The following is a 24,370-nucleotide window of genomic DNA, read 5'->3' as shown; positions in this document are numbered from 1 at the left end:
TCAAAAGCCTCAAAATCAAATTTCTTTTCCATGGTGACTGTGCTTAAGCTAAGTTAATTATTTTCTTGCTTTGACACAGTTCCGTTTACAGCCTCGGGTTGAACATTTTCAACCCTTAATCTTTCTTTCTGCTCCTGCCACCATAGCCACTGCTGCTTTGTCTGAATCAGGATTTTCAGAATTTTAGAATTTTCAGGATTAGGTTTGTGGTTCGTGCAGGAGACATGGGCATCGCGTCTCTTGCACGAACCACAACCTTTCTACCTTTCTGTTACAGGGTTGAAAATGTTCAACCCCTACCAAAGTCACTACCTCTCTACCTTTCTACCTTTCTACCTTTCTACCTTTCTACCTTTCTACCTCCTAAACTCTCAAACTCTCAAACTCCTAAACTCTAAAACTCCTAAATCTTTCTGCCACGATCAGGTCTTTGGTGCCGTGGGTCCAGGAGTAGAAGCCTTGTCCTGTTTTTACGCCTTTGTGCCCGGCCTGCACCATGTTTACCAGTAGGGGGCAGGGGGCGTATTTGGGGTTGCCAAAGCCTTCGTGCAACACCTGTAGTATCGAGAGGCACACATCCAGCCCGATAAAGTCGGCGAGCTGCAAGGGGCCCATCGGGTGGGCCATTCCCAGTTTCATAATCGTATCTATTTCCTCTACACCGGCTACACCTTCATATAAGGTATAAATCGCTTCGTTCAGCATCGGCATCAGGATGCGGTTTGCCACGAAACCAGGGTAGTCGTTGCACACCGTTGGTATTTTGCCCAACTGCCGCGCCAGGTCCAGCACCTGTTTTGTCGTTTCATCAGAGGTGGAGTAGCCCCGGATAACTTCCACCAGTTTCATAACCGGTACCGGGTTCATGAAATGCATGCCGATTACTTTTTCCGGCCGGTCGGTTGCTGCTGCAATCCGGGTAATAGAAATGGAAGAGGTGTTGCTGGCCAGGATAGTGTCCGGATTTGTAAAAGCTGAGAGGTCTTTGAATAGCTTCAGCTTAAGCTCAACATTTTCTGTAGCTGCCTCCACAACCAGTTCTGCTGCGCGAACACCTTCTTCGAGCGTGGTAAAAGTTGTTATGTTTTGCAGCGTCTGCGCTTTCTGTTCTTCCGTCAGGTTGCCTTTTGCCAGCATGCGGTCGAGGTTTTTGCCGATCGTAGCGAGCGCCTTCGAGAGCGCTGCTTCGGAAATATCGATTAAAGCAACCGCAAAACCAGCCTGTGCAAACACATGTGCGATTCCGTTACCCATTGTACCAGAACCAATTACAGCTATTTTTTTCATAGGTTAACCAGGTATGATAAGATAAAACCAGATCTATACAAATCTAAACATTTAATCGGTTCGGGTATGATAAAATATAAATGTTTGTTAAGTGCAATTTGATTACAGGAGGTGTTTTTTGCTAAGTCAGCGATGCGGGTAAAAAGCCGAAAAGCCATGGATTTCTGAAAAGAAAAAAAATGAAGGAGCAGTTGCCGATAAATCTGCTGATTTACAATAATCTATTATGGTTGGCGGACCTGAATTGTTAACCTGGCTAATATTTTCCAGTCGCTGCCCTTCAAAAAAAATCGCTCTATATAAATCTTTTATAATATAGCTGCGTAGAAAGCATTAAACAGAAAAATACAACTGGGCGGATTGAAGAACCCCGGTTGTTCTGAAGGGTTCTACAAGAACCGGTTTTATTTAACAATTTAACCTTAAACAAAACAACGTATGGGAAACCTATTGTATATAATAGCAGTAATACTTGTGATTTTCTGGTTGATCGGTTTCCTCGGATTTCCCGATGCCGTTGGCGGAATCATTCATGTTCTATTAGTTATTGCAGTTATTGCGGTTCTGCTTCGCCTGATCCGCAGGGCTTAACTAAAGAAGATTTTATTCGTTAATCATTAAATAGGCTTAATTTATAACACTCAATCTAAATTATTAAAACTATGGGAAATTTATTGTATATTATAGCAGTAGTACTTGTGATCTTCTGGCTGATTGGTTTCTTAGGATTCCCTGACGCAGTAGGTGGATTAATTCACATCTTACTTGTTATTGCCGTTATCGTGGTGCTGCTGCGCCTGATACGGGGCTAAACAGATTTTGGATAAAAAAAGAGCGGGCTGCCGGTTTACCGGCAGCCCGCTCTTTTTTTATGTACAGTTTTTTTATGTACAGTCTTACCTCCTGAAGGGGATGTTGAAAGAAAACCGGATAACCGGGTTGGAGTAAAGGGAATAGCTCGAGGTTTCAAAATTATACAGCACCAGGAAATCTGCACTGGCCCGGGTGCCGATAAGTTGCCTGTAACCTAATCCCGCCAGCGGAATCCCGACAAATTCCCGGTACTTATCGTTCAGGTTGTTGCCCCTGAAGTTTTCTACATTTACCAGGTCGTACTCGGCATGCATCAGGAAGTTCTCGACCAGCACAAACTGTGCAAAAGCTTTACCGCCATAGTTCTGCAAACTGACGCCGCGTCCGCCCAGGTAGTCGTAGATAATACCACCGCCCGCCCAAAGCTTTTCGTTAAACATATAGCCCAGGATGGGAGAAAGCGATACATTGGTAAATGTCCCGAACTGGAGGCCAAAGCCACCGCCATAGTATAAGCGGTCCAGGATCGGCACTTTTTCCTCTTCTTCATACTCCACTGTATCTTCCTGTTGGGTACTGACCGGGGGCTGCGTTAGTACTGGTGGCCTGGGCTGCGTACGTGGAATTGGTTGTGCCGGTACATCGCCCGGAGGACCGGTAGGAAGCGAAGGTTTTCGGTACACCGTGTCCGGAACAACCTGCCCGAAAGCGGTACTGCTCACCAGCAGCAGCAGTATACTTAAAGCCCAGTAGTAACGCATGTGCATCAGTTTACGTGTTTTTCCTTCTTTCAGAAAGAGAATCGTGTATTAAACGGTAGCGCCGGCATACATTTTTTTACGAAGCTCCTTGATGTAATCATCAGAAAGATAATCTTCGTAAGACATGCTACGGTCGATAATGCCGGTTGGCGTAAGTTCGATAATGCGGTTGGCAATCGTATCCACAAACTGTAAGTCGTGCGACGAGAACAGAACCGTACCTTCAAAATCGCGGAGGGCATTGTTCAGTGCCGTAATCGATTCCAGGTCCAGGTGGTTGGTTGGCTCGTCGAGCACCAGTATGTTGCCGGACTGCAGCATCATTTTAGAGAACATGCAGCGCACTTTCTCGCCACCCGACAGCACGTTTGCTTTCTTCAGCGATTCTTCCCCTGAAAACAACATTCGTCCCAGGAACCCGCGGATAAAGCTTTCGTCTTTTTCTACGGAATACTGTCGCAGCCAGTCTACCAGGTTCAGATCGGTATCGAAATAAGCGGAGTTGTCTTTCGGGAAAAAAGCCGTGTTGGTGGTAACGCCCCAGTTGTAGGACCCGGTATCCGGTTGCTGCTCGCCTGCAATAATTTCAAAGAAGGTAGAGGCAGCCAGGTCATTCCGTCCGAGTATCGCTATTTTATCGCCTTTGTTCACCATAAAGGATACATCGCTGAAAAGGGTATTGCCGTCTACCGACTTGCTCAGGTTTTCTACGCTTAGCAACTGGTTGCCGGCTTCACGCTCCGGTTTAAAAGCAATGTACGGGTACTTCCGCGACGAAGGTTTAATGTCATCCAGCGTGAGCTTATCGAGCAGTTTCTGACGCGAGGTGGCCTGTTTTGATTTGGAGGCGTTGGCGCTGAAGCGGCGGATGAATTCTTCCAGTTCCTTACGTTTGTCTTCCGTTCTTTTATTGGCATCGGTGCGTTGCTTGGCAGCCAGTTGGCTCGACTGGTACCAGAACGAATAGTTACCGGCATACAGCTGTATTTTGCCAAAGTCGATGTCGGCTACGTGCGTACACACTGAGTCGAGGAAGTGGCGGTCGTGCGATACCACAATCACCGTATTCTGGAAATTGCCCAGGAAGTTCTCGAGCCACATAATCGACTCGGCATCCAGGTGGTTGGTAGGTTCGTCGAGCAGGAGAATGTCGGGGTTACCGAACAGGGCCTGCGCCAGGAGTACGCGCACTTTCTCGCTGCCGCTCATGTCTTTCATCAGCACATAATGCTGGTCTTCGGTTATGCCAAGGCCGCTGAGCAATTCGGCTGCTTCGTATTCGGCATTCCAGCCTTCCAGGTCGGCAAACTCTCCTTCGAGTTCGGCCGCACGTTCGCCATCGGCCTCCGAAAAATCAGGCTTTGCATAAATGGCGTCTTTTTCCTGCATGATGTCGAACAGGCGCTTGTGACCCATAATCACCGTCTGGAGCACCGGGTACTCGTCGTATTCAAAGTGGTTCTGCTTTAACACAGCCAGACGCTGGTTGGCAGGAATTTCTACGGAGCCGGTATTAGGCTCTATTTCGCCTGATAATATTTTTAGGAAAGTAGATTTACCCGCACCGTTTGCGCCAATCAGGCCATAGCAGTTGCCGGGTAAAAATTTTATGGTTACATCTTCAAATAATGTGCGTTTACCGTAAGACAAACTGACATTGTTGGTGCTGATCATATATAAAATTAGTGTTTGAAAATTTACGATTGCAAAGGTACAAAAATATTATTGGCTTTAGGCAAAGCAGCTTTAAACCACAGGTTTAAGCAAGCCGGCCGGGCCGCGTTTGCAGCTGTTTTTGTGCCTTGTTTTGCTTCCGAATTAAAAATTTATGTGTGAAATCACAACGCAGGGCCGATTAATCGAGTATATTGTTTTAGTTATATTGAGCAAATCTGCACCCGATTAGGGTATGATTTTTCACAGCTACTGACTTATTAACCAAAAGAGGCGTTAATCTGTTCATTAGTAAAGGTTTATTAATTAAAATTAAAAATAGAAATATATGGCATCTTCAAATGTTTCGTATCAGAAGGTTTCATTGAAATATGGAATATTTATCGGACTGGCCCACATCGTTTACTTTTTGCTGATGGGGCTGTTGGGTCTGCACCATGTGGTGGAGCTTTCTTTTTTGAGCGGTATGTTTCTGGTGATAGGTATTATTGTGGCTATTGCCAGTTTTAAACGTGCCAGAGGTGGTTCTATTCATTATTTCCAGGGACTGGCCATTGGTGCCACTACCGGGGTAGTGTCGTCTACCATACTTGCTCTTTTTCTGGCATTTTATTTAAGTTTTTTCGACTCGAGTTACCTGGCAAACCTGCAGGCAAGCGCGCTTTTCCCGGAAAGCATTTCTATCTTATCTATATTCGTACTGACGATCGTGTATGGTTCGTGGCCTGGCTTCTGGCTGGCTTTTATTGCCATGCAATGGTTTAAACGGGCAGATCATACCCTGCCTGAGAAAGTATAAAACCGGCATATCGCCCCAACCAACCTTACCCCTGACTTATGGAAAAAGTAGGCATAAAATATGGCTTGTTTACAGCCGCTGCCTTAATTGTTTATTTCCTGCTCATGAAGATTATCGGGCTGGAAGAAATAGTGGAGCTACGTTTTTTTAATGGCGTAATCATGGCAATAGGAGTTGCCATTGCAATCCGTTCCTATAAAAAGTTTGTAAACGGGAATATCCGCTATTTCAGAGGAATAGGAGTAGGGTTTATTACTGCGGCAGTCGCCACGCTGCTGTTTGCAGCGTTCATGGTGGTGTACATCAAGACCTTCGATCATGATCTGCTGGAAGTGTTAACGGCAAACGAGTACTTTGGCGAGCGTATGATGGTAACACCTGGTGTCGTCATTTTTATGGTACTGATCGTGGAAGGCCTGATTTCCGGTTTTATCTTATCCTTTATTGCCATGCAATACTTCAAGCGGCCCGACCACCGGGTGCCGGGAAGTCCGTGATTCGTAAATTAATTGTTTTAAAAACGCTGCCACAGCCTGTTTCAGGTTGTGGCTTTTTTATTCCTGCTCCGTTCTCCGGGGCCGCACAAGGGCAGGAGCAGTGGCTATGGTGGCAGCAGCTGACAACTTTTTAACAGCAGCCCAACGCTTTCTTTTTCCCCAGAGAAGTTCCTGAACGATAGGTGGTAGCGGAATAAGCTGCCTTCCGGTTTGCTGCACCTCCCACCACAGCCGCTGCTGATCAAAATGGTGGAGTTAACGAAGCAGGGGCTTCGGCTTTCGAGTCAAAACGAAAAAAATATTTTTAATTATATCTGCAAATGTTACTATTCTTTACTGAAATGGAGCTGTAAATCAACCAGATCAGGATGATAAGCTTAGAATAAGTATAAAACAAAGATAGTTTTAAAATTTTTTACGATGTTTTTGAAAATACAATTTAAGCGATTGCTCCAAAATATTATTTATTTTCCTTATAATTGCATAATGTTACAAGCCTAACAGGTATTAGTCATGCAGAAACAGGGGTTGCTTTAAATTATTTGAGATCCCACAAAATTACCAGTGGATGCAACAACTGTTATAGGTGCAAAATAAAATATATTAAATACCTAAACATATTTAACACGGCTGCGTTGAATGATTAAATTTAAACGCAAGGGGGCAATGAGGAAGCCTGAATAGAAATGAAACACATTAAACTTTTTTTTGCGCTATCTATCGTAACGTTTAACAGTTACGGGCAAAGCCTGGAGTTTACGGACCGGGTGCTGGATAAGATGGTTCTGGAGCTGAATTTAACCGGTTCGGAGATGGTTACGAAAGAAATGCATCAGGAACTGCAACTGACACCGGAACAGTATGAAACCGTTGAGCTGGTGAACAACAAGCGTTTCCAGCAAATCCTGAAGGCGGAAGAAAAATATGCCGGAGAGCCTGCTTTACTGGAAAAATCTTACAAAGAAATAAACACCAACTCTGTTAAAGTCTTATCCTCTGTGCTGACGGAGGAACAGTTAAAACAGTTTATAAAATTAGCAGGCCCAAACGAAAAAAAATATTTTAGTATTAACCAGGACAACTAACCTGGTAAAATTTCTTTTCCTGTTTTAAAAGCCCGGGCATACGTAAGTGTATGAGCCGGGCTTTTATTTTGCCAGGGGCCGGGCATAGGTTATTTCACTCACCCTGCTTAGTGCATTAAACCGTACTTCCACGCGGTTGGCTTCCGATAATACCCCTTTCCTGTTGCACTGGCTTCCTGGTTCTATATAATAGTAAAATATGCGTTGGCCACGAGCCATCAGCTGCTCCCCGTCCGGCTTCCCCAGTATATCAATTATATCCGGTTCCTTTAAACCATACAACTCTCTCCGGATACCGTCGAAGTCGGACTGCATGGCTTGTCTGCTGTTTTCACAGGCATACCGGTCACTTTTCCAGCGGTCACTGTCAAAGCCTGCTATCCGGGCAGGTTCGGAACAGGCAACAGCCAGGGCGCCCAGTAGCAGGAGCAGGCTTACGTAAGTTCTTCGCATAATATGATTTTTGTTTTCAAAGGTGCATAATGCCTTTTGCCCATACAAACATTTCAGGAAAAAGATTTATATTGTAGGGGCCATTGCCTTGTGTATCTTTACATTAGAGCAGGCAGCGCTGCAAATGGAACTTGTGCAGGTGGTTTCTTGTTGAGGGGCATTTTTTTAAATTTTTTAAAATATCCGGAACAATTCTTACTTCCTGGCCTGTTACCTTTCAAGATGCGCCAAACTCAAAATTTACAAAAGCCGATGATTAAAACAGTAATAACCTCTTTCGCCCTTTGCCTGATTTCACTTTCAACGCCTGTAGCCAGCAATTCTGCTACGGTGGTTTCCAAAGCGATCACAGGATCCAGCAAGACTGAAACCAACACGGATGCCGCTGTAACGTTTGCTGAAAAACAAATGATGTTCGATAGCTATGTGCAGGACATTTACGCAGCAGCTAAGCTCCAGAAGGCAGGACTCGCCTACGACGTATTTCAGAAAGCACTGATAGGTTACCAGAATTTTAAGCAGCGCAATCTGCTTTCTCCCTCCAAGTCTGTATTAACGGTGATCGATTTCACAAAATCCAGCAGCAAAAAGCGCATGTGGATCATCGACCTGAAATCAAAGAAAGTTTTATTTAACAACCTGGTGGCCCATGGCAGGAATACAGGCGAAGCCAGGGCGGTAAAATTCTCGAACGCGCCAAACTCCTATATGAGCAGCATGGGCTTTTATGTAACCGACCAGACTTACTTCGGCAAACATGGCTTATCGCTGCGGCTGAACGGAATGGACAAAAACTTTAACTCCAATGCCATGAGCCGTGCCATCGTGGTACATGGGGCCGATTATGTAAGCGAGGCCTTTGTGAAGCAGTACGGCAGGTTAGGCCGCAGCCTCGGATGCCCGTCTGTCCCAAAAGCGTTATCGAAAGAAATCATTGAACTGATAAAAGATAATACCTGCCTGTATATCCATACAGCCGACAAATCTTATAAATCAGATTACCTGAATACGGCACTGGCTGTGGAAGACTACTTTATGGAAGCTCCCATGTTAGCTGCTAATTAGCAGGCATCGCCAGCGCAGCTAAAAAAAGAGCCGCTTTTAACTATGACGTTAAAAGCGGCTCTTTTTTATTCGCAAAATCAATTTGCGTTATGTTTCATCTTTCGTTGTTTTAACTAACTGGATTCCTGAAAACAGGAATATCAATCCTACTATAAAAGGAACAGCCGCTGTAAATTTACCTACAGCAACTCCGTCTCCTCCCATTACAAAAGCGTAAGCACCCCATATGATGCCGATAATACCCAGTATGGTAAGCAAGGCACCGAATGTACGTTTCAAGTTCATAGTCAATAGTCATTTATGTTAAGCAGGAGGTAACGAACCGCCTGCAATAAACGTGTATTACGGAATCCGGAACAAAAGGTAAAGGTGTGCCGGTAAATATTTTCCCCTTGTATTCCGGCCGTCTCCAGCTTTTGTTGCCTGCACAAAACGCCGTCTGCTTCCTTTTTTTGCGTTTAATGCCGGCTGCAACCACAGCCTTTATTTCACGTTCACACAGGGTAAAATGCAGGTGACGAGGCTGCCTTACACTTGCCTGGCTCGGATAAGCAGTTTGAGTAAGAGGCAATTTCCGTTATTCTTTCGTTATTTTTTTAAGTGAGAGCGGTAACGGTTGTTGCCGCTTTTGTTATCCGTAAACAAATTTGATTAACCCTTCAAACAAAAAGAAAACAGAGCCACACCATGAGAGGAATAATAAAGTTTATTGTAGCATTACTTGTTGCTGCTGTTTCGTTGGTTACTTACTGGTGTAACAGGCAGGAAAATGAGTTTACCGGCGAAATGCAGCACGTAGACATAACAGTGGAACAGGAAATTGCACTAGGCTTACAGGCCGCGCCTGAAATGGCATCGCAGTATGGCGGATTGCACCCGGACAGGGAGGCTGCTGCAAAAGTAAAGGAAATAGGAAAACGCCTTGTACGTAACACCAAAGTACGGGAAACCCCCTACAACTACGAGTTCCACCTGCTGGCCGATGAGCAGACGGTAAATGCTTTCGCACTGCCGGGCGGACAGATTTTTATTACGGCAGCTTTGCTGAGTAAGCTCAGCACCGAGGCGCAGCTGGCAGGCGTACTGGGGCATGAAATCGGGCATGTGGTGGCCCGGCATTCGGCAGAGCAACTGGCAAAAGCAAAGTTATCGCAGGGGCTTACCGGGGCGGCGGCCATTGCCACCTACGATCCTGAAAACCCAGCCAGCCAGACAGGAGCCATAGCTGCCGCCATGATTGCCAAACTCGTGAACATGAAGTACGGCCGTGAAGATGAACTGGAGTCGGACAGGCTGGCGGTGCGGTTAACCGGCGAAGCGGGCTACGATCCGCGTGCCATGATAGAAGTTATGCGTATACTGGAACAGGCAAGCGGCGGCGCTCGCGGTCCGGAGTTTGCGCAAACGCACCCTAACCCGGGCAACCGGATTGCTGAGATAGAGCAGGCTATCCAGCAGGAGTATCCCGATGGCTTGCCTTCAGGCTTGATTCAGTAAGAAAACCATAGCCGGTAACAGGCCCTGCATACTGCTGTCACGGCTACAGGGTAACTGTAAAAAAGGCTGGAACAGGAAAAAAATTGAGGTTCAGGTTAAGGCTTTCCTGAACTTAACCAACAGTCAAACTAGGACCAACATACAGGATGGATAAAGTAAAAGGGAATGTGCTTCGGTATATTCTGTTTGTGATTAACCCTATCGCGGGAGATATCGATAAGGAGCACCTGGAAGATGAAATTGCATTTGTATGCCAGCAACACGGCATCAGCTACGAATTCTATAAAACAACAGGTCTGGGGGATGAAGAACAGGTCGCAGCGCTGCTGAAGAAGAACCGCTACGATGCCATTTTTGCGGTGGGCGGCGATGGTACCGTAAGCCTGGTGGGTTCCTTGCTGATCGGTACGACGGTACCTTTAGGGATCATCCCGCTTGGTTCCGGCAACGGCTTGTCTAAAGACCTGAACATACCCCAGGACAGCGAGGAGGCGCTGCAGCTGGTGTATAAGCACGAAGTGCACAGCATCGATACCTTAACCCTGAACGGGCATCCTTCCATCCACCTGAGCGACCTGGGCTTTAATGCGCTGGTCGTAACCAAATTTTGCGACGGCGAGAAAAGAGGAGCAGGAACCTATGCCTGGATTGCCTTGCAGGAGTACCTTACCTATGAACCAAAAAAATACCGCATCGAAACCGATACGCTCTGTTATACAGGACCTGCCTTTATGGTTACCATTGCCAATGCCAATGCGTTCGGCAGCAATGCCACCATCAATCCGAATGGTATCCTGAACGACGGCATGTTTGAACTGTGCCTGATCGAGCCTTTTCCGAAAGCGGCAGGAATAGGCATTCTCTATAAACTGTACACCGACAGCATCGATACTTCCGTTTATACCCACCGGATCAGCTGTACCAGGGCCAGGATTTATAACCTCGAAAACGAAGTAGCCCACGTAGACGGCGAGCCGGTTGAATTAGGCAAAGTAATAGACGTGCAGATGCACAAAAGAAGCCTGCGTGTTATTCTGCCGGTGCCGGAGGAGGAGTAGCTCTTTTAAACTTTTACCTTGTCAGTTTGCTCCTGCAGTACGCTTTTCAGCTCTTTTCTGAAAACCACACCCTCGGCAGCTACAGCAGCGCCTGCGGCCACTGCATGTACTTCCATCCACACCTGCCCGTTGTCGTAATAATTGAAAACAAAGAAGCCCAGCTGCTCCAGGGTAAAAGTAGCCTTCCCGCCCTTCTTCACAAACGAATGCTTGCTGCCGGAGCCGCTTACAATATAATGGTTGTGCTGAATCTCGAAATGCTGCAGGTTATGGTCGTGGCCCGCTACGTAAATAATGTTGCTGTAGCGGTTCAGGATGCGGAGCAGGCGCTTGCGCAGGTGCTTGTAGCGGGGGTGGGCCATGTCTTCGTAAGCCCCGAAAAACTTCCGGAAGAACGGGTAGAGCGACCCGATGATGGGCAGCGGGATCAGGAAACGTTTGTGGGCGGCCGTTAGCGGAAAAATATGTTGCTTGATGGTGAACTTGCCGCCATGCAGCGCATTGCTGTACAAAGGGTGATGGGCCGCTACCAGAATGCGCTGGTGCTTGTTTTGCTTTAAAATAACATTCAGTCTTATAAAAAACTCTTCAATATCGTCGTAGTCGCAGCCATTCTTTCTGCCCATCGGCTTCTCGCCCCGGTGTACCCACCACTGTGTGTTAATGATGAGTAACAGCAGGCCTTCTTCCAGTTGCAGCGTAACAGGGCCGGGGCAGCCATGGCGGGGCAGGTAGCTTTCTTCGTTCTGCGTATAGTTTACCACATAATTTTCCTGTCGCAGCATCTGCTCAAAACCATTTTTGCGCCCTTTGTTCCAGTCGTGGTTGCCGCTCAGGAAAATGCAGCGACCCTGAAAATCTTGAAAGGTTTGCAGTAGTGTGTTTAGTTTCTGCACAGCGGCGGTATGGTGCAAGTGTCCTTCAGGCGGCAGGCCGACAGGATAGATGATATCTCCCAGGAACAGCGCTGTGCTATGTGCCCCTGCGTTTGCTTTCCACTGCTCCACCTGCTTCAGTACAGGGTCCGTGCCATCTGTGCGCACATCACCCGGGTCGCCGATCATGGCCACGGTGTGCAGCAAAGCGGCATCGGCAGGCGGACAGTTTTTTTTCCAGCCAATATCAGCCAGTTTATAAAACGGCTTTTTCCGGTACTTCCGTTCCTGCCAGTAGCTGAACAGGAGGTACGAAAGCATGAGCGGCGGCACTGTTGCTAAAAAATAGTTGAACATACGTTTATACCTTGCCATGGGCGCTGCCAGACCAGGTGAAAACCGGAAACACTGGCGGCTGTTGCTTCTGAATATTACAATTATTTTTTAGGCTTACGGCGGAAAACTGCTTGTGTTATTCAAATGCGGTAACACTACACGGCTGGCGCTTGAAATATGTTGTAAATGCTTTACCTTCGCACTTCTTTAAGTAGTACTGACGGATGAAAAAGAAGCCGCTGGAGTTCCGGCACATCAAATTTATCTTTTTAAAACTGGTGCTGATCCTGTTCCTGATGAGTGTGCTGTGGGTGCTGTTATACAGGTGGGTGGCCCCGCCGGTTACGCTGCACATGATGCAGCGCCGGGCAGAGGCCGGTACGGCAGGTAAAGAAAACCCGCAGATAAATTACAGGTTTGTAACGCTGGAAGAAATGTCGCAACAGCTGCCCCTGGCTGTGGTTGCCTCAGAAGACCAGCGTTTTCTGCAGCACTCCGGCTTCGATTTTGATGCAATCTGGGATGCCTTTAAGCGTAACCAGGAAGGGAAAAATATCAGAGGAGGCAGCACGATCAGCCAGCAGGTGGCCAAGAACGTGTTTCTGTGGCATGGCCGCAGCTACCTGCGCAAAGCAGTAGAAGCTTATTTTACATTTTTGATCGAGCTGCTCTGGGGCAAACAGCGCATACTGGAGGTGTACCTGAACATAGCCGAAATGGGAGACGGTGTGTTTGGGGTGGAGGCTGCTGCACAAAAATATTTCAGGAAACCAGCCAAAGACCTGAAACGGCAACAGGCGGCCCTGCTGGCTGCGGTGCTGCCTAACCCTTTAAAGTATTCAGCACAAAACCCGTCGTCTTTTGTACGCCGCCGCCGTACCCGCATTGCCCGGGCTATGGGTTACCTGGGAGGTACAACCTATATCAAACCGATCCTGCCGAAAGAGGAGGAGAAGTAAAAGTAACGGGATTTCCAGCTCCAAAAATTCTGCTGCACCTGCCACCACAGCCACTGCTCCTTTGCTGCAGCAGCCACCATAGCCACAGCTCCGGCTTATGCGGCATCAGGCCTGCTTGTTTTCTTCTGCACCCTCCGCTGTATTTTCTTCTTCATCTCCTTCGTCGCCGGCATCGTCCACTTTGGCTTCCTGTTCTATCTGGGGAATTTCTTCCTGGAAGATAAAGCCGCAGTTGGCTGCATGTTCTGCCGCCTCCGGCGTTTCTTTTATCAGTACCATCTCTACTTCACCGTCTGTTTTCAGTTCATCGGCTATGGCTACTACCTTGCGGGTGTGTTTGGCAATGTTAACATCCCGTATGTAAACCGCCATAATCCGCCCCGGGTTATTTTTGATGACCTCCTGGTAAATGGGGGCGTCCTGCTGTCCACTGTCGCCGATCAGGATGAATTTGATGTCCGGGTAGGTGATGAGGATATTTTCAATTTCTTTGTATTTGTGGCTCAGGTGGTCCGACTGCAGAAACTTCGTTTCATCTATGCCCAAATCGCGGAGCAGCAGCGGACCGGTTGGAATTTCATTCAGCTCCAGGAAATGGTACAGCAGGTCGTAGGTGTTCCAGGGGCTGCTCGATACATAGAAGAACGGGTTGTTGCGCTTGCCGTTACGCCCGAGTTGCAGCGATTTGTAAAAAGAAGAAACGCCATGAAACGGGATGCGTTTGTGCGCATTGTTGAGCAGCACATTTCTGCCGGAAGCCAGCAGGCTGGTGGCGCCGGTGCGCACGATGGTGTCGTCGATGTCGCTGATGATGCCGTACTCGGCATCGGGTGGCGGAACAAGCACATGGGTGGTTGCTTTCACCTCACCTTCAAAGTCCACGGGGGCATCAACCAGTTTCAACTCGATCGGGTGCCAGATGTCGTCGAGCTGCAGGGGTGTTTTGGGCTCGATGTTGAGTACAAAATAGCCTTCCACATCGGTTGTTATTTCGTGCCGCTGCCCCTGGAACTCCAGCTGTACTCGGGCATTGGGAATCTCATCGGTCTCGAAACGCCGGTACATGTTCAGCAGGTTCTGCCAGAGCGTATCTTTTTCCGACGATCGCTTTATCCCTTTATCTACCAGCACACGTCCTTTTACATACAGCCTGTTTACGGTGCCGTAGCTGCGGTAAGGCACAATCTGGAGCGGTTGGTGCAGGTTTAGTTTTTCCTTTAGCTTAAAAGTAAGATCATCAAATTTCTCTTCGGTCTGGAGCACGGCATCAATTGCCTTTTTCTTCATCTTTTTCATAGCTAAAAAAGTAATGCCTGCACGGGGGCAGGCATTTTGGTTTCAGGTTTATAATTTAAGACTACTCTTGAGGGCATTAAAATCAGTGTCAGGTGCTGTAGCTGTTTTGCAGCCTGCTTCCTGTGCCTGTTGCTGTATGTTCTGCACCCTGTTTTCAGGGTTCGGGTGCGTGCTCAGGAACTCGGGCGGATTTGCATCCTGTGAAGTCGAATTCATTTTGATAAAGAAACCGGCTGCACCGTCGCAGGCATAATACTCGGTACCGCCCAGGTAGGCTACAGAGGCATTGTCTGCTTCTGTTTCGGCTTCGCGGCTGAACCGTAAGCCGGCGAGTGTGCCCGTAACCTGGGCTGCAATCTGCTGCAAGGCACCCGGGTTGTTACCCAGTGCCACCGAGAGCAGCAGGGCAATGCCATAATCGCGCTGCAGCTGCTTAACGCTGTGCCGCTTGTCGGCATGGGCTATTTCGTGGGCAATTACCCCGGCAAAATGATCTTCGTCTTCCAGGAATTTTATCAGGCCGGTAAACACATAAATATGACCGCCGGGTGTGGCAAAGGCGTTGAGGGTTTCGTCGTCTTTGATGATTTTAACATTCCAGGCAAATTCGTTCCTGTATTTGACCTGCCCCGAATTCAGCACGCGGTTCACGATCCGGTCCATGTGTTCGTAGGCTTTGGCGTTGGTGCTGTTGCGCTCCAGGAGCTGCCCTTTGGCGCGGTAAGTAGAATCTACCTCGTGTGCCACCTGGGCACCTAAACTGATGTCGTCCTGGGTGGAGAAGATGACACCGTCGTTCCCGTCGCAGCTGCTTAGGAGCAGTAAACTTAGCAGGCTCAGCAGCCAGCACGGGGTTGTGATTAATTTATTCATGTGTAATCAGACTTGTTAAATAATAAGCGATAAAAATATCCTGCCTTTACGGAGTAGTGGCTACGGTAGGTTACGCAAATGCCAAACATATAGTGTGCCGGTACAGGTTAAACACGATCCATAAAAAAGCCCCTGAAAGATTCAGAGGCTTCCTTTCAAATAGCGTCTATGCCTTAGCTTACGGAGGAGCAATGACCGAAGTTTCTTCCCTTTTTATAAAGGACGCTACCCAAGCCCTTCCAGTACCTGGCGCAGGAAAGTAACCGAAACAGCCAGCACAAACAGCGCCATAATAAACATGGTAGCAATAATGAGGAAAGCGATACTTTTCGACCTGACAGCGGCCTGATCGTTTGCCTGCACCAGTTCCATCAATGTATGAAAGGCCGTGCTGGCACGCCATGCAAAAATAAAGGTCAGGAGAAAAGCCTCTGTTAAGCCCAGGTAGAGCGCCCAGGGCTGGGACAGGTTCAGGAAATGGCCCGCCGTTAAGGCAACCAGGCCAAAAAAACCTCCGGACATAATTGCTGTTTTTGCCTTCCGGCCTAAAAACAGAACGGAAACAACGCCACAGGTTATCAGGAAAAGCCCGAAAAAGGCATAGAGGTAGGCAATATTCTGGTGCATGCTTGAAATCTTTTGTCAGGTTGCAAAGATAAGGTTGTTTGCCTGTATCCCCTTACCGGCATCCGCTTTACGCCATAACTTTTGTACGGAATTAAAGTATGTAGTGCAGGAGGTAATAAAAGCGCCTCAGATGATGGCAAAGAAGAAGAACGAACTGCACGAACTATATGCCGATCCTGCAAAATCGGCCCGGCAGGCAGGCTTACGGCACACGACTGACGGAAAGCCGGGCATCACACGCAAGAAAGCCGGCAAAGGGTTCTGGTACCATGACGCGGCAGGAGAGAAGGTGACAGACGAAAAAACACTTGATCGCATCAGCAAACTGGTCATTCCGCCTGCCTGGACCGAAGTCTGGATTTCGCCTTCGGCCCGGGGGCACCTGCAGGCAACCGGCCGCGATGCCAAAGGCCGCAAGCAATACATCTACCACGGCGAGTGGCAAAAGACCCGCAACCTTACCAAGTTCGGTCGCATGATCCTGTTTGGCAAGTCGCTGCCCAGGCTGCGCGAGCACATTGAGGCGGACCTGCGCGCGGGGCAACTGAGCAAAAAGAAAGTCACCGCGCTCGTCCTGAAGCTGCTCGACAACGCCCTGATCCGCATCGGGAACCGCCACTATGCCAAATCAAACCAGTCCTACGGCCTCACCACCCTGCGCGACCGCCATGTGCAGATTGAGGGTAGCCAGCTGCAATTTTCGTTCAGGGGCAAGAAAGGAGTGGAGCACGTGATCGGGCTAAAAGACCGGCGGCTGGCAAGGCTGGTGAAGAAGTGCCGCGACATTCCGGGCTACGACCTTTTCCAGTATTTCGATGAAAGCGGCCACAGGCACACGCTGGAGTCGGGCGATGTGAACGATTATCTGCGGGAGGCCACCGAGTACGATTTCACGGCAAAAGACTTCCGCACCTGGGGCGGCAGCGTACGCATGGTGGAATGCCTGGAGCAGGTAATCGACGAGCATCCCGAATTGGAAAAAGAGAAAAGCATAAAGGAAGCAGTTAAACTGGTCGCCAAAGGCTTGGGCAACACCCCCAGCGTCTGCAGCAAATATTACATCCACCCCGAAGTGGTAAACCTGTTCCGCGAAGACAAGCTGTTGCGGTACCTGAAAACCCACGATGCCACAGCACCTAAAACAGAGCACTTATCCGGAACCGAAGAACTGGTGCTGAAAATGCTGCAGCGGGTTGCGAAGGAGAAGCAGGCGGCTTAATTTTTTCATTTATAAAGAGGAGCAGAAGGAGTGGAGGCAGGAGCAGAGAAGTTTTTGTATCCTTCATTACCTTAATTCCTTTTCTAGGTGTAGTTTGTAACTACACCTAACTATTATTCATCCGCCGCAACCCTTAGCAGAGCAGGAGTTGTGACTTAAATAGGCAAAGTTTCTTTTCTGCACCTGCCACCACTCCCACTGCACAGCTAAAACTATCTCAATTCCCCTCCTGGTCGTAAGCGTGCACCCGAACATCGCGGGTGGTGCGGTCACGGGCTTCGGTGCCGAAATCGATCTTATTGCCGCGTTCGGTGTCGAAGATGTGCGTCATTTTTTTCCAGTTACTCACTGCTGAACGGTCCGTGATTTTGTCTTCGCCCATGCCGCCGTACAGCTCCACCAGGATGCCTTTGTCAGTTTTGCCTTCCACCACAAATGCATCGTTGCCCCGCAGGCCGCGCAGGGTGAGGCGTTCTGTTTCGTTGTGGTTAAAAGTCCGGTTGTAAAGCAACTGGTTGGTTCCAATTCTTCGCATTTGTACCTGAGTCTGCTTGTCGTTCAGTCGCTTTACCAGGAATAGCTCGTCTGCATCCGTACCCGGAATGGTGACTTCTTTGGCAAGGATTTCATACATTTTGGCTGCAGCTGCGGGCAACTGGCTCCGCCTGTTCTTCAGCTGCTGGATCATCTTGTCGCCCTGAATTTTGTATATTGCTTCTGGCAGCTGCTTTACCGCCTGTTCCAGAACGTCGTCGGTCAGTTTGTGCTGCATATCACGGGCTATCGCCTGCCAGTCTTCTGCTTCTAGTTCGTTTAGTAGCCGTGCATCCAGGAAACGGGCATTTAGCATCAGGGCTTTCACGTCGTCAATGTCTTCTCCAAAGGAGTGGAGTTTCCGGGCCATAATTTTGCTCGTAGCAATTGCAGGAATAAGGCCGTCTTGTATCCGGATAAAAACCTGGTCGCGGTCTTTGGGGATGGGTTGAAAAACAGTGTCCCTGTTTTGTGGTACCACCGCCCAGTCCCACTGCCCTTTGTGGCGGTCCCAGTCACCTATGAGCAGGTCCAGCAGGCGTGCGCGGGCAAACGCTTTCTGGTCGAAGCGGTACCTGTTGGAAGCAAAGCGCAGGCGGAGCGCTTCGTCGGAATCTAAAAATCCCGTGGCTTTTTCAAAAGCGGGCGTAAGATCATGTACACTTTTAAAACGCTCCTCCAGCATGAACAGCCGCCCCTGCACCCTGTCTGAATAAACGCCGAAGGAGGTGTCGTTTTCGCTGACATAATACAACTTCGGATTCGTGTGGTGCACCCCGACAGCCTCTGCTAAAACTGGCACTACCAGCATGCCGTAGGGGTGGGAGGCGGAGGTCTGGTCGCGCACAATGTTGGTAACAAATGTTTTCTGCCAGAAATCCGACAGCACGTGCACCGGGTTTTTGTCGATTGACCGGAAGGCGTATTCTTTGCCGGTACTGTCTACGAGCTGGAAACTTGTGGTCTGGTAGCCGCCGCCGATTTCATCCAACTTCAGGCCGCCGGCTATTTTTTCCATGTCAAACACTTTTGCTTTTACCGGTGTGGTCCAGAGTTCCCGGTGATGATCGCCCCAGAAAAAGCGGAAAAAGCCGCTCCGGTCGTAATGCCTGCCTGCCACCACCCAAACACTGTCAGGCGCCACGCCAGCCGCAGCAGGTTGTTGGTACAGCGCATTCTGCTGATAAAAATCATCATCAGCACAGCTTGTGATAAAAAGAAATATAAACAATAATCGCGTTAAGTTCCGGTGCATCCGCCTGTGGTTTGGAAACAGTACTTAAACGCAAATGATGCAGAAGGTTTGTTTATTGTTGGCTGTTGTGAGCCTTCTATCCAATATTTTTCCAAAAAAAATCTGCCTTCAGCTCCTTCCGGGAAAACCCTGAAAAAGTCTGAAGGCAGAAATTCGTGTGAGCAGACTGCAGCTCAGATTTGCAGAATGTTAGCTTTTGTTCTGGTTATAATAGCTGATCAGTCCAGCCGTAGAGCTGTCGTGTTCCGCTTGCTTGCCGCTCAGCAGTTCGTCTTCGATGGTGCCGGCCAGTTGCTTGCCCAGTTCCACACCCCACTGGTCGAAACTGTACACGTTCCAGATAACGCCCTGCGCAAACACTTTGTGCTCGTACATGGCAATCAGGCTGCCGAGCACGCGTGGCGTGAGCAGCTTGAACATAATGGACGTAGACGGCTTGTTGCCTTCAAATACCTTATGCGGTACCAGTTCTTCCACCTCTTCGGCGCTCATGTTGCCTTTTTTCTGCAGTTCGGCACGCACTTCCTCTGCCGTTTTGCCTTTCATAAGCGCTTCGGTCTGGGCAAAGAAGTTCGACAGCAGCATGGGGTGGTGGTTGCCTACCTTGTTGTGGCTGTTTACTGGCGCAATAAAATCAGACGGAATCAGGAAGGTGCCCTGGTGGATGAGCTGGTAGAACGAGTGCTGCCCGTTGGTACCGGCTGCACCCCAGATAACGGGCTGCGTTTCGTAGTTTACATACTCGCCGTTGCGGGTAGCTGTTTTGCCGTTGCTTTCCATCTGCAGCTGCTGCAGGTAGTCGGGCAGCAGGCGCAGGTACTGGTCGTACGGCAGCACGGCGTGGGTCTGGGCCTCGAAGAAGTTGGTGTACCAGATGCTCAGCAGCGCCATCAGCGCCGGGATATTTTGCCGGATTGGCGTTTCACGGAAATGCTTGTCCATGTCTTCGGCGCCACGCAGCAGCTCCTCAAACTTGTCGTAGCCCAGGGCGCAGGCAATGGAGAGGCCAATGGCCGACCACAGCGAGAAGCGTCCGCCTACCCAGTCCCAGAAGCGGAAGGTGTTTTCGGGCGCGATGCCAAATTCTTCTACGGCAGCGGTGTTGGTGGATAGTGCAACAAAGTGTTTTTTGATGTTTTCTTTGTCCGCAGCCGCTTTCAGGAACCAATCGCGGGCGGTGTGGGCGTTGGCGATGGTTTCTTTGGTAGTGAAGGTTTTGGAGGCAATGATAAAGAGCGTCGTTTCCGGGTCGAGTCTGCGCAGTACTTCGGCGGCATCGGTGCCGTCTACGTTGGAGATGAAGTACATTTCGATGTCCGGCTTCTGGTACTTCTTCAGCGCCTCGCACACCATCTTCGGACCCAGGTCTGAGCCACCAATACCGATGTTGACAACGTTGCTGATTTTTTTACCGGTATAACCGAGCCATTGGCCGGAGTGGAGCTTTTCGCAGAAAGCTTTCATCTGCTGCTGCACATCGCGCACCTCTGCCAGCACGTCTTCGCCGTCTACTTCCAGCCTGGCGTCGGTGAAGTTGCGCAGGGCCGTGTGCAGCACTGCTCTGCCTTCGGTGGCATTTATTTTTTCGCCGCTGAACATGCTTTCGATGCCCTGCGTCAGCTTCATCTCTTCTGCCAGTGCAGCCAGCAGGTCCAACGTTTCTTCCGTTACACGGTTTTTGGAAAGGTCGTACAGCGTGTCGCCAAGGGTGAATGAAAGTTTATCGAAGCGTTTCGGATCTTCTTTAAACAGCTCACGCAGGTGCTTTGGCCGGATGGCAGCAGCATGTGTTTCCAGGTTTTTCCAGGCTTGCGTAGTGGCCGGGTTGTGGTTGTTCAGCATAAGTAAAGTATTGATAAGGTTCTAAAATTACGATGTAGTGATATGGTTGTCAGACTTGTCAGACGTTGAGTAAAAATGATGGTGTTAAATTACTGGAAAAAATGATATAGTGTTTTTAATATTCTAAAATTTACCTGTTTATTAACCGTGTGGTGCACTGCACAGAAAGCAGCCTGGCAGGAGTTACTTTCCGTTTAGCGGCCATAAAACTGCACTGCTCCAGCCACCATTCCTTCTGCTGCTGCATAGCGGGGTTTCGGGCACCAACATCTAAGCTAAAAAAGCATCATTTAAGCCCTGTCTGCGTAACAAAGCTAGTCAGGCGTTTAGGTTTCTTTTAGCGTCTAAAAGTAGCTTTGCCGCTGGTTGCAGCCCGTTTTTGTTGGATGAACTGCCGTTAAAAAAGAGCAGGCCCCTGACCTGATTACGCGGCTCGTGCCGGTGCATACGCTGCGAAAGTAACAACTCATTTATTAATAGCTACAGTATGGGCATCAAAAAATCGGAACCGGAAGAAAAGCCATCGCTACATCGTGACCAGGAAGAGGCCGGAAAAGCACCGGTACAGGCAGTGCCGGAACAGCAGCCGCCTTTCCCGGAAGCCCCGCCCGAAAGACCGGAACAGGAGCCGCATGTTCCGCCGGAGGAGCGGACGAAGGGGATTCCTTAAAGGTCCGGACAAACGGGCTTGTGCCTGCAGCAGCAGGTTTAGCATGCAACATGTAAAAGAGCGATCTATGGCAATAGACCAGAAACACCCTTACTACCACCTGCCGGTTGAGGAAACCCTGAAAAAACTGGAAACCAGCCGGGAAGGGTTGTCCGATGAAGAAGCCGGAAAAAGACTGCAGGAGTACGGGCCTAATGAACTCACCGGAACGGAAGGCACCAATCCCTTCCTGCTTTTCCTCAAGCAGTTCAAGGATTTCCTCATCTTTATCCTCTTTATCGCGGCAGGGGTGGCCTGGTATGCCGACCAGATGGTGGATGTGTACGTGATCCTGGGGGTGATCATGTTCAATGCCGTGCTCGGTTTTATGCAGGAGTACCGGGCCGAAAAAGCCATCCTGGCCCTCAAAAGCATGGTGAAACAGAAAGCCAATGTAAAGCGGCAGGGCAAGGTAAAAACAGTGGATTCGGGCGAACTGGTACCCGGCGATGTGATTGTGCTGGAAGAAGGAGATGGCGTTCCTGCAGATGCCCGTGTCATCAACCAGAAAAACCTGCAGGCGGAAGAGGCTGCCCTGACGGGGGAATCGCTACCTGTCGAGAAACAGGAAGCGGAGCTGGAAGGCGACGTAAACCTGGGCGACCGTGTCAACATGCTCTGGAAAGGCACGCACGTAGCACGCGGCTCTGCAAAGGCAGTGGTGACAGCTACAGGACAGCACACCGAAATCGGAAAAATTTCCGAATCGCTGGGCAGCATCAAAACCGAAGCCACCAACTTTAAAAAGAAAACGGCCCGCCTCGGAAAACAGATGGCGATCATTTCCATTGCAACCTCCGTTACGGTGTTCGTGCTGGGCTACTTTATCCGCGACTACCGGTTCAACGAAATCCTGCTGCTCACGGTGGCCACCCTGGTTTCGTCCATTCCCGAAGGCCTGCCTGTTGTCATTTCCATCGTGCTGGCCATCGGGGCAAAGCGCATGGCCAAACAAAATGCCATCATACGCGAGTTTACGGCAACCGAAATGCTGGGCTCCGTTACCGTGATCATGACCGATAAAACCGGCACCATCACCCAGAATATTCTCACGGTTAAAAAAGTGTTCCTGGGCGATGGCACCGAGATGGCAGTGGAAGGCAACGGCTACGCCGTAAAAGGCGGCTTTAAACAGGATGAACAGGAAATCAACCCGACCGGTAACAGTGTGCTGCGGCAACTGGTGCTGATCGCCAGCGAGTGCAACAACGCGCAGCTGGGGAAGGAGGCTGCACCACAGGACAATGATAAAGACAAGCCGCAGGAGAAGGAGAAGCAGGAAAAGGAACAGGAAAATGCAGGGGATGAAAATGGTGAAACAGAAACAGGGGCGGAAGCCGGCGTAATTGGTGACCCGACAGAAGTTGCTTTGCTGGTGCTTTCGGAAAAAGCGCGGCTGGCTGCCAAAGACCAGCCGCAGGAGGTAAAACGCCTCGATGACCTGCCTTTCAACTCTGAACAGAAGTTCAGGGCTACGCTGGTAGAGCGGGAGGAGGGAAAGAAGGAGCTGCTGGTAGTGGGGGCACCGGAAAAGATCCTGAAGCTCAGTACACAAATCCTGACGCCGGAGGGGCCCCGGGAACTGACGGAAGAAAAGCGCAGGGAGATTGAAGACAAAATGGAAGAGTGGGCGGGGGAGGCCATGCGGGTGCTGGCACTCGCCTACAAGGAAGCTGCACCTGCCACCACAACCACTGCTACTGACGATGTGCAGGAACTTACCTGGACAGGCATGACGGGCATCGTTGACCCGCCGCGCCAGGAGGTGCAGGAAGCCATCGAGTCGTGCAAATCGGCAGGCATCCGGGTGATCATGGTAACCGGCGACCACAAAAAAACAGGGGCAGCCATTGCACGGGAAGTGGGCATCATCAGCAGCGACGGGCAGCAGGGCAAGTACCCGGACGCTATGCAGGAAGACGAACTGGACGTAGACGAAGCTGAATTTGACAAGCTCGTGCAGGAGGTTTCGGTCTTTACCCGCGTTAGTCCCAACACCAAACTGCGCATAGCAGAACATCTCCAGGACAAAGGCCACCTGATCGCCATGACAGGCGACGGCGTAAACGATGCACCTGCCCTCAAACGGGCCGATGTGGGCATCGCCATGGGCCAGCGCGGCACCGACGTGGCCAAAGATGCCTCGCAGATCGTACTGTCCGATGACAACTTCTCGACCATTGTAAAGGCGGTACGGGAGGGGCGCATCGTGTTTCAGAATGTGCGGCAAACGAGCTTCTTCCTGCTTACCACCAATTTCGCCTTTGTGCTGGTGTTCATCACGGCGATGGTGCTGGGCCTGCCGTTCCCGCTTACCGCCACCCAGATTCTGTGGGTGAACCTGGTAACGGACGGCATCATGGAACTGGGGCTGGCCGCAGAGCGGGGCCACGGCGACATCATGAAAGAAAAACCGGTTGCGCGCGATGTAAACATCCTCGATCGGAGCGTAATTCCGTACTTAGTTATAATGTCGGTTACCATGCTGGCCGTAACGCTGGCGGTTTTTAACTATTTTTTACCACAGGACGAGGAACTGGCACGTACAGCAGTATTCCTGGTTATCTCGATGTTGCAGGTTTTTAATACGTTTAATATGCGGTCGCTGAAAAAGTCAGTTTTCAGTATTGGGATTTTCGGTAATAAATACATTAACATTACCTTCCTTGTGTCGCTTTTACTGCAGCTGCTGGTTATTTACACGCCTTTCCTGAGTGGCTTATTCAGGTTCGAACCGCTGGCGGTTACCGATGTTTTAATTTTAATCTCGCTCTCAACAAGTGTAATTTGGGTTGCAGAAGCCTATAAATTTCTTAGATTTGGTCGTAAATAGAAAAACACAGATATTAAAGCAAA

At 49.4% G+C, this 24,370-nt stretch carries 23 protein-coding genes; 12 read left to right on the top strand and 11 right to left on the bottom strand.

What is annotated here, in order from left to right; all coding sequences use genetic code 11:
- Nucleotides 1–387: 387 nt before the first annotated feature.
- On the bottom strand, nucleotides 388–1,287 hold the full coding sequence (locus DCW36_RS16345) for a 3-hydroxyacyl-CoA dehydrogenase family protein (protein WP_114781338.1): 900 nt from the start codon (nucleotides 1,285–1,287) through the stop codon (nucleotides 388–390).
- Nucleotides 1,288–1,725: 438 nt separating this feature from the next.
- Here DCW36_RS16345 and DCW36_RS16340 point away from each other — a divergent pair, with 438 nt between their 5' ends.
- Nucleotides 1,726–1,878 carry a lmo0937 family membrane protein gene (locus DCW36_RS16340; protein WP_112306669.1) on the top strand — a complete coding sequence of 51 codons (153 nt, stop codon included), beginning with the start codon at nucleotides 1,726–1,728 and terminating at the stop codon, nucleotides 1,876–1,878.
- A gap of 71 nt (nucleotides 1,879–1,949) precedes the next feature.
- A complete protein-coding gene (locus DCW36_RS16335) occupies nucleotides 1,950–2,099 on the top strand; it encodes a lmo0937 family membrane protein (protein ID WP_007660460.1) in 150 nt (49 codons plus the stop codon).
- 84 nt (nucleotides 2,100–2,183) lie between these two features.
- Here DCW36_RS16335 and DCW36_RS16330 read toward each other — a convergent pair whose 3' ends face one another.
- Nucleotides 2,184–2,861, bottom strand: a complete 678-nt coding sequence (locus DCW36_RS16330) for a hypothetical protein (protein WP_240676211.1) — start codon at nucleotides 2,859–2,861, stop codon at nucleotides 2,184–2,186.
- Nucleotides 2,862–2,909: 48 nt separating this feature from the next.
- Complete coding sequence (locus tag DCW36_RS16325; protein ID WP_114781336.1) at nucleotides 2,910–4,535, bottom strand: ABC-F family ATP-binding cassette domain-containing protein; 1,626 nt, start codon at nucleotides 4,533–4,535, stop codon at nucleotides 2,910–2,912.
- 328 nt (nucleotides 4,536–4,863) lie between these two features.
- On the opposite strand from DCW36_RS16325, the gene DCW36_RS16320 reads away from it, so the two are divergent.
- The 3 genes from DCW36_RS16320 to DCW36_RS16310 all read left to right on the top strand — a co-directional run bounded on the left by DCW36_RS16320 (nucleotide 4,864) and on the right by DCW36_RS16310 (nucleotide 6,916).
- A complete protein-coding gene (locus DCW36_RS16320; protein ID WP_114781335.1) occupies nucleotides 4,864–5,334 on the top strand; it encodes a DUF4199 domain-containing protein in 471 nt (156 codons plus the stop codon).
- Nucleotides 5,335–5,372: 38 nt separating this feature from the next.
- On the top strand, nucleotides 5,373–5,831 hold the full coding sequence (locus DCW36_RS16315) for a DUF4199 domain-containing protein (protein ID WP_114781334.1): 459 nt from the start codon (nucleotides 5,373–5,375) through the stop codon (nucleotides 5,829–5,831).
- A gap of 686 nt (nucleotides 5,832–6,517) precedes the next feature.
- Nucleotides 6,518–6,916 (top strand): hypothetical protein, encoded by a 399-nt coding sequence (locus tag DCW36_RS16310; protein ID WP_114781333.1) that lies wholly within the window; start codon nucleotides 6,518–6,520, stop codon nucleotides 6,914–6,916.
- Nucleotides 6,917–6,979: 63 nt separating this feature from the next.
- Here DCW36_RS16310 and DCW36_RS16305 read toward each other — a convergent pair whose 3' ends face one another.
- Complete coding sequence (locus DCW36_RS16305) at nucleotides 6,980–7,369, bottom strand: hypothetical protein (protein WP_114781350.1); 390 nt, start codon at nucleotides 7,367–7,369, stop codon at nucleotides 6,980–6,982.
- 252 nt (nucleotides 7,370–7,621) lie between these two features.
- Between DCW36_RS16305 and DCW36_RS16300 the strand changes: the two genes are divergently transcribed.
- Nucleotides 7,622–8,434, top strand: coding sequence for a murein L,D-transpeptidase catalytic domain family protein (locus DCW36_RS16300; protein WP_114781332.1), 813 nt, complete (start codon nucleotides 7,622–7,624; stop codon nucleotides 8,432–8,434).
- Nucleotides 8,435–8,521: 87 nt separating this feature from the next.
- On the opposite strand, the gene DCW36_RS16295 is transcribed toward DCW36_RS16300, so the two are convergent.
- Entirely contained in the window at nucleotides 8,522–8,719 is a 198-nt protein-coding gene (locus DCW36_RS16295) for a hypothetical protein (protein WP_114781331.1), read from the bottom strand.
- A gap of 402 nt (nucleotides 8,720–9,121) precedes the next feature.
- Here DCW36_RS16295 and DCW36_RS16290 point away from each other — a divergent pair, with 402 nt between their 5' ends.
- Both DCW36_RS16290 and DCW36_RS16285 read left to right on the top strand, forming a co-directional pair.
- Nucleotides 9,122–9,931 (top strand): M48 family metalloprotease, encoded by an 810-nt coding sequence (locus tag DCW36_RS16290; RefSeq protein ID WP_114781330.1) that lies wholly within the window; start codon nucleotides 9,122–9,124, stop codon nucleotides 9,929–9,931.
- Between the two features lie 146 nt (nucleotides 9,932–10,077).
- A complete protein-coding gene (locus DCW36_RS16285; RefSeq protein WP_114781329.1) occupies nucleotides 10,078–10,989 on the top strand; it encodes a diacylglycerol/lipid kinase family protein in 912 nt (303 codons plus the stop codon).
- 5 nt (nucleotides 10,990–10,994) lie between these two features.
- Here the strand turns inward: DCW36_RS16285 and DCW36_RS16280 are convergent, their stop codons facing one another.
- Nucleotides 10,995–12,221: a metallophosphoesterase gene (locus DCW36_RS16280; protein WP_114781328.1), complete on the bottom strand. Its 1,227-nt coding sequence runs from the start codon at nucleotides 12,219–12,221 to the stop codon at nucleotides 10,995–10,997.
- A gap of 203 nt (nucleotides 12,222–12,424) precedes the next feature.
- Here DCW36_RS16280 and mtgA point away from each other — a divergent pair, with 203 nt between their 5' ends.
- Nucleotides 12,425–13,159, top strand: coding sequence for a monofunctional biosynthetic peptidoglycan transglycosylase (mtgA, locus tag DCW36_RS16275; RefSeq protein WP_114781327.1), 735 nt, complete (start codon nucleotides 12,425–12,427; stop codon nucleotides 13,157–13,159).
- Nucleotides 13,160–13,264: 105 nt separating this feature from the next.
- On the opposite strand, the gene DCW36_RS16270 is transcribed toward mtgA, so the two are convergent.
- The 3 genes from DCW36_RS16270 to DCW36_RS16260 all read right to left on the bottom strand — a co-directional run bounded on the left by DCW36_RS16270 (nucleotide 13,265) and on the right by DCW36_RS16260 (nucleotide 15,955).
- Nucleotides 13,265–14,455, bottom strand: coding sequence for an App1 family protein (locus tag DCW36_RS16270; RefSeq protein ID WP_114781326.1), 1,191 nt, complete (start codon nucleotides 14,453–14,455; stop codon nucleotides 13,265–13,267).
- A gap of 48 nt (nucleotides 14,456–14,503) precedes the next feature.
- Nucleotides 14,504–15,328 carry a M48 family metalloprotease gene (locus tag DCW36_RS16265; protein ID WP_114781325.1) on the bottom strand — a complete coding sequence of 275 codons (825 nt, stop codon included), beginning with the start codon at nucleotides 15,326–15,328 and terminating at the stop codon, nucleotides 14,504–14,506.
- A 225-nt stretch (nucleotides 15,329–15,553) separates the two neighbouring features.
- Nucleotides 15,554–15,955, bottom strand: coding sequence for a hypothetical protein (locus DCW36_RS16260; protein WP_114781324.1), 402 nt, complete (start codon nucleotides 15,953–15,955; stop codon nucleotides 15,554–15,556).
- A gap of 130 nt (nucleotides 15,956–16,085) precedes the next feature.
- Between DCW36_RS16260 and DCW36_RS16255 the strand changes: the two genes are divergently transcribed.
- Nucleotides 16,086–17,174: a DNA topoisomerase IB gene (locus DCW36_RS16255; RefSeq protein ID WP_240676210.1), complete on the top strand. Its 1,089-nt coding sequence runs from the start codon at nucleotides 16,086–16,088 to the stop codon at nucleotides 17,172–17,174.
- Nucleotides 17,175–17,391: 217 nt separating this feature from the next.
- On the opposite strand, the gene DCW36_RS16250 is transcribed toward DCW36_RS16255, so the two are convergent.
- Together DCW36_RS16250 and pgi are read right to left on the bottom strand one after the other, a co-directional pair.
- A complete protein-coding gene (locus DCW36_RS16250; protein WP_164891163.1) occupies nucleotides 17,392–18,963 on the bottom strand; it encodes a hypothetical protein in 1,572 nt (523 codons plus the stop codon).
- 189 nt (nucleotides 18,964–19,152) lie between these two features.
- Nucleotides 19,153–20,805 carry a glucose-6-phosphate isomerase gene (pgi, locus tag DCW36_RS16245; RefSeq protein ID WP_114781322.1) on the bottom strand — a complete coding sequence of 551 codons (1,653 nt, stop codon included), beginning with the start codon at nucleotides 20,803–20,805 and terminating at the stop codon, nucleotides 19,153–19,155.
- 487 nt (nucleotides 20,806–21,292) lie between these two features.
- Between pgi and DCW36_RS16240 the strand changes: the two genes are divergently transcribed.
- Both DCW36_RS16240 and DCW36_RS16235 read left to right on the top strand, forming a co-directional pair.
- The gene (locus DCW36_RS16240; protein ID WP_128396985.1) at nucleotides 21,293–21,475 is read left to right on the top strand and encodes a hypothetical protein; all 183 of its coding nucleotides are present in this window, start codon (nucleotides 21,293–21,295) and stop codon (nucleotides 21,473–21,475) included.
- A 67-nt stretch (nucleotides 21,476–21,542) separates the two neighbouring features.
- Nucleotides 21,543–24,347, top strand: coding sequence for a cation-translocating P-type ATPase (locus tag DCW36_RS16235; RefSeq protein WP_164891162.1), 2,805 nt, complete (start codon nucleotides 21,543–21,545; stop codon nucleotides 24,345–24,347).
- Nucleotides 24,348–24,370 lie beyond the last annotated feature (23 nt).

It is taken from the genome of Botryobacter ruber, assembly GCF_003347595.2.
GTDB classification, from domain to species: Bacteria; Bacteroidota; Bacteroidia; order Cytophagales; family Hymenobacteraceae; genus Pontibacter; species Pontibacter ruber_A.
The sequence above is the reverse complement of the archived record's forward strand: the minus strand, read 5'-3'. Positions and strand labels throughout refer to the sequence as shown.